Genomic DNA, 6,908 nt, shown 5'->3' with positions numbered 1-6,908 from the left:
CTGGTGGGATCAGGAGCGGGGTTCCTGGCCGGGCTGCTCGGGGTGGGCGGGGGCATCGTGTTGATGCCCGCGTTCACGGTGGTGCTGCGCATCCCGATCAAGGAGGCGGTGGCCTCGAGCCTGGTGGCGGTGGCCATCTTCTCGGTGCCGGCGCTGGTCACCCACGTGGCACTCGGCCACGTCAACTGGTGGTACGCGCTCCTGCTGATGGCGGGCGGGGCTCCTGGCGCCCAGATCGGCTCGCATTTGACCCTCGGAGCGTCCGACCGGACGGTACGCCTGGTCTTCGGCGCGTTCATGGTGGTGGTGGCGGCGATCTATGGCTCCGCCGAGCTGCTCGCCCTCTGATCCGTTCCGGCGGGCTCGCCACGTGCCGGTGTTGTTGTTGGCCCGTGACGTACCGCACGGCCGATCGGGCGTGACGCACCCGCGGGTCACCTGTCGATGAGTGCCTTGGCCCGCTCGCGGATGTTGGCCGGCGCGTCGAGCCGGTCGAGGCGCGCGGTGAGCAGATCGCGGTCGACGATGCCCGCCGCGAGCAGCGCCCGTGCGAACTCGACGTCCTTGGGTCGCCCCGCGGCGAGCTTGGACGCCACCAGGTCGTGAGGCTCGAGGCACCAGGCGGTGACCCCGCCCGTGTTCTCGTTGTGGAGAGGAACGAGTCGATCACGCCAGCCCTCCGGCAGGATCGCCGTGGCGAGCGAGACACCCTGCGCGTAGATCCCGTGTGTCTCCTCGAACAGCGACGCCTCGCCGATGGAGCCGTCGATCAGGTCAGCCTTGCGCTCGTCGGGATCGTTCATGGGGACGATGTCGGCTTCGATGGAACGGGTCGCCTCGGGCGGTAGGCCCGACGGCACCGACCCCAGGATCGCCTGGCTGCCGATCACGATCAGCTCGTCGTCGCCGGTGATCGCGCCGGCAGCCCGGACGAGGTGCTCGAGCTGTTCACGACGCACGGCGGCCGTCCCGGCGGAATCGACGGTAGAGATCCCACCGCTGCTTCGCCGGTAGGACTCCCGCGAACGGCGAGGTCTGCCGGAGCTCGCGAGCGTGGGGGGTGGGCGAGACGAGGACGTCTGCGATGATCTCGAGAGGAAGGCCGAGTAGCAGTTCCCACTCGCCGAGCAGCCGTGACGTCGACCCGTCGGGGTGCGCCGCCCGGAGGTGGTCGAGGTTGGCGCGGGCGTGCCGCAGCACGGTCGCCGGGTCGCGCCGCAGCTGGTCGGCGATCGCCGCGTGCAGGGCGAGGCTCCGGGCCTCGTGGCGGTCGCGGGCCGCCTGCCCGGTGCCGGGGGTCGACGCCGAGACCGACACCGATTCGTCGTCGACCAACGACGCGCCGCACTCCCGGAGCAACCGCAGCGCGGTCGACAGGCGGGGGTCGCGCTTGCCGGTCTCGTACGCGGCGAGGGTGCCCCTCGACGTCCCGGCCCTCGCCGCCAGCTCACGTTGGCTCAGTCCGGCACGGCGCCGGGCCTCGGCCAGCAACCGGGCCCCGATCGGCCGGCCGTCCACGGGGGACTCCATTGGAGAAAGAGTAGCCCAGTCGCTCTCTGATACGCGAGCGCCAGCGGGTGGTCCGGGGGCCCCAGGAGGGATCAGAGCTCGTCACCAGACGACGCAGTCAGAGCGATGCACCGGATCCCGTGCTCGGTCACCGAACGCATCCACGGCCCGTCTGGTTCCGCTGTGACCAGCTCCGCGATCTGCGCCCAGTGCCGAGTCAGCACCGCCACGCTCTCGTCGGTGGTCTGGCTCTTGCGGCCGGTGAGCACGAAGCCCCGCACGCCGTGCGCCACCCACGCCGCCCGTTCGACGGGCCGGTACCGGATCCTCCTGTCCCGAGTGATCACGACGAGACGTCTCGCCCCGACCACCGCGAGCCAATCGTCGTCGAGTGCGCCCCGTGGCACCTCGGGGAGGTTGGGGTGGCCCGGGTAGAGCACGCATCCATGCATCGCGTCAAGCTCGCGACCGAGTGCCAGGTCGTTCTCGTCGACGAAGAACCCGGCCGGCATCGCGGGCTACGCCGCCAACGAACGGAACTGCTCCTCGTAGGCGACGCCAGCCCGCACGTCTTCCTCGGAGAGGTCGTACTCGGAGGCGATCTGCGCGATCGACTCGCCCGCATCGCAGAGCTCCCAGAGGCGCTCGGTCGAGACACCTGAAACGACTGGCCGACCGAATCGCACCAGGGGATCCAGCACCACCGGCGACGCGGGACCGGCCGGACGGATCCGTAGTGCAACCCCGTCGTTAGGTGGAACGAACTCCACCTTCCGGAAGAACTGCCTAGCCGCCTCCGCCAGGAGGACCTGTTGCCCGGAGCGCACGACGATGGCGATCGGCGCCGGGAGGTCGTGGCGCTCCTGCACCTCGAGCACCAGCTCTTTGTCGTAAACGTAGGGTCGGGCGGTTGCCAGCGGATAGGGCGTCCGGAACGCATCCCGGAGCTCGTCGACGACCGGACGCAGGCGCTGCAGCGGCACGCCGGCACGGCGGTATTCACGCAGGTAGCCCAGCTCGACGAACTCGCCCCACGTCACGATGTCGACTCCCGTGGGCTCTCGGCGGATCACCGGGGGATAACGCACCCCGGCTCGCGTGTACCCGTCGAGCCACGCACGCGCCCGATCGGGGCGCAGGCCAAGCAAGCGAGCCGCCTCCGACACGCCGTACACCGGACGCTCGAGGATCGTGAGATCGTTCGTCACGCCTCGCATCATGCCTCACCGACCTTCGGCTTTCGGTGCACGCCCACCCGATTCGCGCGAGCCGCGGCGGTCCCGGCCTGGTGTTGGGGTGAGCGGGTGACTCTGACCGTCCTACCGATTGAACGGGCTTTCTCGTACTGTGGCCAGACCTGCGGTCAGCGACGAGCTCCCCGTGGGGGCTCGCCGGCATCGAGGACGAGGCTCAACAGCTCGGTGACCCTGTGGGTCGTCTACCGGAACCGCAGGCTCCATCACCAGCCCACCGGTGGGGGATCCGTCAGCTCTATCCCCGGACGGCACGGCCTAGTGTGATGGTCATGGCGAGGGGAGTGAGGCGGCGAGGCCCGGCGCTCGCGCTCACCCGGGTGTCGACGCTGGCGGGGGTGCCGTTGGCGCTGGTGGCGCTGGTCGTCTCGACGGCAGGTGCGCCTGCGGGCGCGGTCACCGCTCAGACAGGCAGCAGTTTCCCGTCTCCGCGTTTCGCCCCGGTGCAGGCACCATCCGCGCCGGGAGCCACGGCCCTGGTCGCCGTCGGCAACGACGATGGGCGGCCCGTCCTCCGCTTCGCCCCGGACGCGCCTGCCGAGCTGTCTGCGACCGCGGAGGTCGTGATCGGGGTGCCGGGCGGGGAGACGGTCACGGTCCGTCCGGGGAGCATGCCACGGGCACTCCCCGCCGGGAGCGGGTTGTGGGTCATGGCCGGCACGACCCAGCTCTCCGCGGTCTTCGATGCCTCGGCCCTGCTCGGTCCGGATGCCGGGGCGGAACGGTCCCTCCCCGGCAACCGCTGGGGGGCGGTCCAGCGCGACGGCGTGCCTCTCCTCGGTGCGGTCGACACGGGCGTCACCGCGCCGGCGCTGTCGATGGACAACCGGGCGCTCGTGCTCACTGCCTCGGACCGGCCGCCGGCGAGCATCGACGGGGAGCCGGTGGTGGCCGTCGACGACTTCGTCCGGCTGGTGCCGAGCGAGCAGGCGGCCAGCGGGGGGACCGACTTCATCCGCGTCGATCGCACCGCCGGGCGCATCCAGCTGCTCGAGACCGGCAGCGGGACGCTCGCGGACGTTACCGGTGACGGCACGTGGATCACCGAAGGCCTGCGCCCGGAGGATCCCACTGCTGCGGGGGTGGTCGCGTTCGACCTCGAAGCCTCGGCCCGGGCCGTGGGGTTGGCCGCGGGGGCGGACCAGCTCGCGGTGTCCGTCGATCGCCGGTACACGTTGGCCGACGGGCGGGTGGTCACGGTATACGGGGTGGCCGCCACCGTCGGTTGGTTGACGGGCGCGGGGGAAGCTCGAGCCGCGACCACGGTGGCCCTCCCGGCGCGTGACGAGCCGGCCATGCCGGCACAGGCCGCCTCGACCGGGGGCGGCTCGGGCGCGCTGGTGGGTGGGGCGGTGGCTGCAGCGCTGGCGCTCGTGGCGGTGGCGATCGTGCTGGTCGTGCGCACCCGCCGGCCCGGCTCGGCGCGCAGCAGCCCCGAGCAGGCCCTCGCCGCGCTCGACGCGCAGATCGGCGAGTTGAGGCGGAACCGGTCGGGACCGCCCGCACCCCGCTGATCTGCCGGCTCGCCACCCAGCCTCTCGTCCCTCACTCACCGCGCAACTCCTGTTCTGTTCATCGATCCGCGGTCGAGGGGCGCGCAACGCTGAACAGTTCGGGTTGTGGGTTGCCCGAGCGCCGGCAGAGCCGGTCAGCGGCTCCCGCTGGGAGCGGGCAGGTGGTTAGGGTGCGTGCGTGGAGCGGGGTGAGGTGCGGGTCAGGGACGCGGCACCGTCCGATGAGTCCGTGCTGGCCGACGTACTCGCCCGATCGTTCCTGGACGACCCGATCATGGAATGGCTGGTCCCGGACGACGCGAACCGGTACCGGCGCCTGCTGCCCTTCTACCGGGCTGAGCTCAGCGTGGCCCGGCGGCGAGGTCGGGTGCTCACCGACACGGAGACGAGCGGTACTGCGCTCTGGTATCCCCCGGGTCGATGGAGGCAGCCCGCCATCGAGGTGCTGCGCTCGGCTCCCCGCATGGTCCGCAGCCTGGGCCGCCGGCTGTCGCGGGGATTGCAGCTCGTCCGGGAGGTCGATGCGGCCCATCCCCGGGAGCCGCACTGGTACCTGGCGATCCTCGGCACCCACCCCGATCGCCAGGGTCGGGGGGTGGGTGCCGCGGTGATCGCCGCGATCACCGATCGCTGTGACCGGGAGGTGACGCCGGCATACCTCGAGTCCTCGAAGGCGGAGAACATCCCCTATTACGAACGGTTCGGTTTCCGGGTCCGGTCCGAGGTCGTGGTGCCCGACGGACCTACCTTGTGGACCATGTGGAGGGACCCGGCATGATCGTCGAGCAGCTACGTGGGTTCGAGAAGGCGCTGGCGAGGGTGCCACCGTTGCGGATGCTCAAGGCGCTACCAGAGACCGGGGGTTTCGCCGTCCGGACCCTGGCCCGCCAGCGCACCTCCCGGCTCCCTGACGGCCTGCCGGACACCCGTCTGACGCCGTCGCTGCTCGCGCACGTCGCGCTCGACGAGGCGATCCTCACGACCGTGATGGGACCCGAGCGGTTCCCTCGTCGGGCCGACTACGAGCGAGTGGGCGCGGAGCTGGCCGCGGCCCGGGAGCTGTTCGACCGGCGGGGCTGGTTGGCCGATCCCCGTTCCTACCACTCGGATCCCCCACCGTTGACCCGCGTGCAGGTCGGAGGCGGTTGGGCGCACCGTCTGCGCTACGAGCGGCTCGTCTGGGAGAGTGGCTTCGAGCCTCGAGCCGAGGAGCCCGGTGCCGACCGGTGGCTCGGCTACCAGTCGAATCGGCTCGCGGGGGCGTGGATGCTGCGTCATCCCGGTGATGAGCCCCGACCGTGGCTGGTGTGCCTCCACGGTTTCGGCATGGGGTACGCGTTCATGGACTTCCCGGCCTTCCACGCCGCCCACCTCCACCGGGACCTGGGGTTGAACCTCATCGGACCTACGCTGCCGCTGCACGGTCGCCGGAAGGTGGCTCACATGAGCGGCGACCAGTTCCTCGGCTTCGACCTGGTCAACACGGTGCACGGACTGGCGCAGGCGGTGTGGGACGTGCGGCGTGTGCTGAACTGGCTGCGCGAGGTGCAGGCCGCACCTGCGATCGGCCTCTACGGGGTCTCGCTGGGGGCGTACACGGCCGCGCTGGTGGCCGGGTTCGAGCCGGACCTGGCGCTGGTGCTGGCGGGTATCCCGGTCTCGGACTTCCCGTCGATGTTCCGCTCGCAGAGCCCGCCGCCTATCGTCCGCCGGGCCGTGGAGCACGGGATCCTCGGTGGGCCGGCCGAGGATGTGCACCGCGTGGTGTCGCCACTGGCTGTCGAACCCGCGGTGCCGCTGGAGCGCCGGTTCATCTTTGCCGGGCTGGCGGACCGCATGTCCCACCCCCGGCAGGCCCACGCGCTCTGGCAGCACTGGGGGCGTCCCCGGATCCGGTGGTATCCGGGCAACCACGTCGGCTACCTCTGGTCGTCCACGGTCACGGCCTTCGTCGACGAGGTGCTCGTCGGATCGGCTCTCGCTCGGCCAGGGGATTCCGTTCAACGTGAGCGGGTTCCGGCCGATGGGTAGGGCGAACGAGGTCCGTGACCCAACCTGCTCAGGAGTCGACCTTCCGCATGCCCTCGGCCGAGTCCTCCCCTCCCCGCCGCTCCCCGGACGAGCCCCGGTTGTCGTTCAAGGAGCGGGAGATGCTCACGGCGTTACGCCGGCTCGCCAACGCGCGCTCGCAGCTCTCGCAGCTCGAGGAGAAGCTCGCCGCGCAGCAGCAGCGTGACTCGTGGGATCCCGGTGACCTCGAGCGGGTCGAGGAGCTCCAGCGAGAGCTCGACAAGCTTCGCCAGAAGGCCCAGAGCCGCTTCGGTGGCGGATCGGCCCGTGAGCGACTGGCCAAGGTGGAGCTCGAGCAGCGGCTGATCCTGGATCGACTTGGTGTGGGGTCCTTCGAGGACCTGGAGGCCCTGCGGCGGTCGCCGACCAGCACGGCTGACGAGGTCGATCCGGTGTTCGTACAGTTCGCCCGCCGGGAGCTGGCCGCCGCCGAGGAGGCCTACCGGCAGGTGCTCCTGCTGCCCGACGACGCTCCGGCCGGTTCGGAAAGTGGGGACGAGGAGCTGCTCGGTGACCTGCCCGAGATCCCTGATTATCCCCCACCGATCGACCTCACCCACCC

Annotated in this window: 9 protein-coding genes; 5 read left to right on the top strand and 4 right to left on the bottom strand. The window is 71.2% G+C overall.

Annotation, left to right across the window (positions count from 1 at the left end; translation table 11 throughout):
- On the top strand, nucleotides 1–348 hold a 348-nt coding region (locus V7004_RS14665; protein ID WP_334144921.1), incomplete at its 5' end, for a sulfite exporter TauE/SafE family protein.
- An 86-nt stretch (nucleotides 349–434) separates the two neighbouring features.
- Here the strand turns inward: V7004_RS14665 and V7004_RS14660 are convergent.
- The 4 genes from V7004_RS14660 to V7004_RS14645 form a co-directional block, all read right to left on the bottom strand.
- Nucleotides 435–959 (bottom strand): DUF6036 family nucleotidyltransferase, encoded by a 525-nt coding sequence (locus tag V7004_RS14660; protein ID WP_334144919.1) that lies wholly within the window; start codon nucleotides 957–959, stop codon nucleotides 435–437.
- Nucleotides 949–1,530 carry a helix-turn-helix transcriptional regulator gene (locus V7004_RS14655; protein ID WP_334144918.1) on the bottom strand — a complete coding sequence of 194 codons (582 nt, stop codon included), beginning with the start codon at nucleotides 1,528–1,530 and terminating at the stop codon, nucleotides 949–951. Before V7004_RS14655 ends, V7004_RS14660 begins: the two co-directional genes overlap by 11 nt.
- A gap of 71 nt (nucleotides 1,531–1,601) precedes the next feature.
- Nucleotides 1,602–2,021, bottom strand: coding sequence for a hypothetical protein (locus tag V7004_RS14650; RefSeq protein ID WP_334144917.1), 420 nt, complete (start codon nucleotides 2,019–2,021; stop codon nucleotides 1,602–1,604).
- 6 nt (nucleotides 2,022–2,027) lie between these two features.
- Complete coding sequence (locus tag V7004_RS14645; RefSeq protein ID WP_334144916.1) at nucleotides 2,028–2,717, bottom strand: DUF433 domain-containing protein; 690 nt, start codon at nucleotides 2,715–2,717, stop codon at nucleotides 2,028–2,030.
- 317 nt (nucleotides 2,718–3,034) lie between these two features.
- Between V7004_RS14645 and V7004_RS14640 the strand changes: the two genes are divergently transcribed.
- The 4 genes from V7004_RS14640 to V7004_RS14625 all read left to right on the top strand — a co-directional run.
- Entirely contained in the window at nucleotides 3,035–4,276 is a 1,242-nt protein-coding gene (locus tag V7004_RS14640) for a hypothetical protein (RefSeq protein WP_334144914.1), read from the top strand.
- Between the two features lie 178 nt (nucleotides 4,277–4,454).
- Nucleotides 4,455–5,054, top strand: a complete 600-nt coding sequence (locus V7004_RS14635) for a GNAT family N-acetyltransferase (protein WP_334144913.1) — start codon at nucleotides 4,455–4,457, stop codon at nucleotides 5,052–5,054.
- Nucleotides 5,051–6,307 carry an alpha/beta hydrolase family protein gene (locus tag V7004_RS14630; RefSeq protein WP_334144911.1) on the top strand — a complete coding sequence of 419 codons (1,257 nt, stop codon included), beginning with the start codon at nucleotides 5,051–5,053 and terminating at the stop codon, nucleotides 6,305–6,307. Before V7004_RS14635 ends, V7004_RS14630 begins: the two co-directional genes overlap by 4 nt.
- 14 nt (nucleotides 6,308–6,321) lie before the next feature.
- Nucleotides 6,322–6,908, top strand: a 587-nt coding sequence (locus tag V7004_RS14625; protein ID WP_334144909.1) for a hypothetical protein, incomplete at its 3' end; no start/stop codon positions are given.

The organism is Rhabdothermincola sp. (genome assembly GCF_036846205.1).
GTDB lineage: Bacteria > Actinomycetota > Acidimicrobiia > Acidimicrobiales > Acidimicrobilacustridaceae > Rhabdothermincola.
Note: the sequence above shows the minus strand (reverse complement) of the source record. Positions and strands in the feature narration are given on the sequence as shown.

Bases quoted from the DNA above. Each gene is read 5' to 3' on its own strand.
- V7004_RS14650 (WP_334144917.1), bottom strand. From the start codon at position 2,021: ATGCCGGCCGGGTTCTTCGTCGACGAGAACGACCTGGCACTCGGTCGC.
- V7004_RS14630 (WP_334144911.1), top strand. From the start codon at position 5,051: ATGATCGTCGAGCAGCTACGTGGGTTCGAGAAGGCGCTGGCGAGGGTG.
- V7004_RS14640 (WP_334144914.1), top strand. From the start codon at position 3,035: ATGGCGAGGGGAGTGAGGCGGCGAGGCCCGGCGCTCGCGCTCACCCGG.
- V7004_RS14655 (WP_334144918.1), bottom strand. From the start codon at position 1,530: ATGGAGTCCCCCGTGGACGGCCGGCCGATCGGGGCCCGGTTGCTGGCC.